The sequence below is a fragment of the Corynebacterium sp. genome (assembly GCF_012838985.1).
Classification (GTDB): domain Bacteria; phylum Actinomycetota; class Actinomycetes; order Mycobacteriales; family Mycobacteriaceae; genus Corynebacterium.
This window is the reverse complement of sequence record NZ_DUOE01000020.1, coordinates 1-2,689: the sequence shown is the minus strand read 5'-3', so window position 1 is coordinate 2,689 and position 2,689 is coordinate 1. Positions and strand designations below refer to the sequence as shown.

The following is a 2,689-nucleotide window of genomic DNA, read 5'->3' as shown; positions in this document are numbered from 1 at the left end:
TCGGGTCGAGGATGTCGATCAGGCGCTTGTGGGTGCGCATCTCGAAGTGCTCGCGAGAATCCTTGTACTTGTGGGGAGAACGAATAACGGCGTACACGTTCTTTTCGGTGGGCAACGGCACCGGGCCGACGACGCGGGCACCCGTGCGGGTGACGGTCTCGACGATCTTCTTAGCGGATGCGTCGATCGCCTCGTGGTCGTAGGCCTTAAGCCGAATGCGGATCTTCTGTCCGGCCACGCTTATCCTCTTCCTCGCTTGTCCCACATCCATGATGGAGCGGTGGGAATTCGCTTCTCGATTTCTCTATAACGTTGTCCGGGCTATGGGGCCTGGGCGCAACGCCAGTTACTGACTGCCATGACTGGCCGGGAGGTGTCCGGGGCTGTTATCTGACAAACAACGCAACCGGAAGTGCTCCTGACGGGGTACAAGACCCGTGGTCAAGTGGAAGGGAACGTATATCTCGCGATAAGCGTGGGCCCTAACGTGTACTGCCGCTGTTTATTTGCCATGCCCCTTCTCCGGTCTCCACTCTCGGGTATGTCCAACCTTGACGGTGACCTTGACCCGATTACGGAGCCTTCCCAGCCTGCCCTGACGGACCGTCTGACGAAGGTGTCATGCTTGCCTTACCAGCGACGATGGCCGTCCGGGCTGCGCCCGTGGTCACGCCGTGTTAAAGCAACCCATGTATTAAAGCACGTCACCGTACAAAAACCAAACCCCTGCGGCCAGAACTAGTATGGAGATCACCTGACCGCCCAGATTGTTGTAGGAGTCACATCATGTCGGAGCAGCATCCCCCGTCTGACCTCACCATCCCGGGCAGCCGCGGGGTGACCCGCATCGAGGATGTCGTGGTCGGCAAGATCGCCGGCCTCGCGGCCCGTGAAGTGTCGGGGGTACACGCCCTCGGGGGCACCGGGGCCCGCATGATGGGGACCTTCCGGGAGTCCTTCGCCGGGGTCGCGAACGTCCAGCAGGGCGTGCACGTGGAAGTCGGCGAGAAGCAGGCGGCGGTGGACGTGTCCATCGTCGCGGAGTACGGGGTGGCCATCCACGACCTCGCCGGGGCGATCCGCACCAACATCATCACCGCCGTGGAGCGGATGACCGGCCTGCACGTCACCGAGGTCAACGTCACCGTCCACGACGTCCACCTCGAGGGCGGTCCGGAGGAGGACCCCGATGTCCACGCAGATCACGCACCCCGCTAGGCCGGACCGGGCGGTCGCGGACCGGCTCGCCGCCCGTCTCCGCGGCATCCCGGGCGTCGCCGACCTCCACCCGGGACGCTACGGCGAGGTCGCTCTCCTCTATCCCCGGCACCGTGTCGTGGGGCTGCGGCACACCCCGGAGGTCCTCGAGGTGCACCTCGTCGTCGACCTCGGTGACCTCACCGCAGCCCGCCCCCTGGCGGAGATCGCCGCGGACGTCCGCGGCGTCGTGAAGCAGGAGCTCACCGACGCCCCGCCCCTGGAGATCGTCTTCGCCGACGCGACGGGAGGCACCCCGTGAAGCACACACGCACCGGCGTCACCCTCGGCCTGGCCCTGGCCTTCGCCGGGATCCTCGGCGGCTGGGCGGGATTCCTCCTGGCGCTGGTCCTCGGCACGCTGGGCGGAGTGGTCGGAGCCCACCTCGACCGCCGCATCGACCTGGGGGCACTGTCCCGGACGATCAGGGGACGTGACTAGATGGGCCTGCGCATCACGGAGAAGGCCGTGTCCCGCATCGTCGCCGTCGCCGCGGCCTCGGTCCCCGGCACCACCGAGCTGGGTCGCAGCCTGGAACGGATCGCCGGCCGCACCTACCCGCGTTACGACGTCATCGTCGACGACACCGCCGGCACCTGCTCCATCGAGGCGTTCATCGCGGTGTTGTGGCCCTCGCCGGTGACCGCGGTCGCGGAGGCCGTCCGCACGACGATCGCGCACGCCGTGGAGGACATGACCGGTCTCACCGTCACGCGGGTGAACGTCGTGGTCGGCCCGGTGGTCACGGGCCGTCCGGTGACGGCCGCGCACGTCGCCGCCCACCCGACGCGCCCGAGCCTGCGCCCCGTGACCGCACCCGCCCCGGTGCAGCTGCGGCCCGTCACCGTGAGGAGGCACCGTGTCCGCTGACATCCCCCGCGCCACTCCCCTGGCCCGCTACGTCGCCATCCTCATCGGACTCGCCCTGCTCGTGCTCGCCGTCCTCTGCGGCCGGGAGATCTGGCTGCGCAACTCCCGCTCCATCGACTGGGAACCGTGGGCCGACCCGATCTTCCTCACCATCGGCAACGCCACCTACCAGACCTGGATGCTGCCGGTCGGCGTCGTCGCCGCCCTGCTGGGGGCGTTCCTCGTGTGGAGCGCCTTCCGCCCCCGCACCCGCACCCACCGCCGCGTGCGCTCGACGGCCCCCGTGTGGATGCGGCCCGTCGACATCTCCCGCACGCTCTGCGCCGCCGCCCGCACGGTCCCCGGCGTGGCCTCCGCCGCCAGCCACGTCAGCGGGGACACCGCCCACGTCTCCGTCACAGGTCACCGGGAGGATCTCGCCCCGCTTGTCGACGCCGCCCTCCTCCCCCTCCTCGACTCCCTCGGCGTCGGTCTCACGCTGCAGGTCCGGCAGCGGCCGCTCGCGGAGATGGAGGAGCCGTGAACAGGAGGATCAACTACTTCAACCGGCTGGTGGTCCTCG

The 2,689-nt window shown here is 68.4% G+C and carries 6 protein-coding genes; 5 read left to right on the top strand and 1 reads right to left on the bottom strand.

All coding sequences use genetic code 11. The features are described from left to right. On the bottom strand, positions 1-238 hold a 238-nt coding region (gene rpsJ / locus GXZ33_RS00955; protein ID WP_291338996.1), incomplete at its 3' end, for a 30S ribosomal protein S10. 548 nt (positions 239-786) lie between these two features. On the opposite strand from rpsJ, the gene GXZ33_RS00950 reads away from it, so the two are divergent. Genes GXZ33_RS00950 through GXZ33_RS00930 form a run of 5 tightly spaced genes read left to right on the top strand, consistent with a single transcriptional unit; the run spans position 787 to position 2,650 of the window. After that, positions 787-1,218, top strand: coding sequence for an Asp23/Gls24 family envelope stress response protein (locus tag GXZ33_RS00950; RefSeq protein WP_291338995.1), 432 nt, complete (start codon positions 787-789; stop codon positions 1,216-1,218). Next, complete coding sequence (locus tag GXZ33_RS00945; RefSeq protein ID WP_291338994.1) at positions 1,190-1,519, top strand: hypothetical protein; 330 nt, start codon at positions 1,190-1,192, stop codon at positions 1,517-1,519. The genes GXZ33_RS00950 and GXZ33_RS00945 overlap by 29 nt, the downstream gene beginning before the upstream one ends. After that, on the top strand, positions 1,516-1,698 hold the full coding sequence (locus tag GXZ33_RS00940) for a DUF2273 domain-containing protein (protein WP_291338993.1): 183 nt from the start codon (positions 1,516-1,518) through the stop codon (positions 1,696-1,698). Before GXZ33_RS00945 ends, GXZ33_RS00940 begins: the two co-directional genes overlap by 4 nt. Continuing rightward, complete coding sequence (locus GXZ33_RS00935) at positions 1,699-2,127, top strand: Asp23/Gls24 family envelope stress response protein (RefSeq protein ID WP_291338992.1); 429 nt, start codon at positions 1,699-1,701, stop codon at positions 2,125-2,127. After that, positions 2,117-2,650 (top strand): DUF6286 domain-containing protein, encoded by a 534-nt coding sequence (locus tag GXZ33_RS00930; RefSeq protein ID WP_291338991.1) that lies wholly within the window; start codon positions 2,117-2,119, stop codon positions 2,648-2,650. Before GXZ33_RS00935 ends, GXZ33_RS00930 begins: the two co-directional genes overlap by 11 nt. The last annotated feature ends 39 nt before the right edge of the window (positions 2,651-2,689 follow it).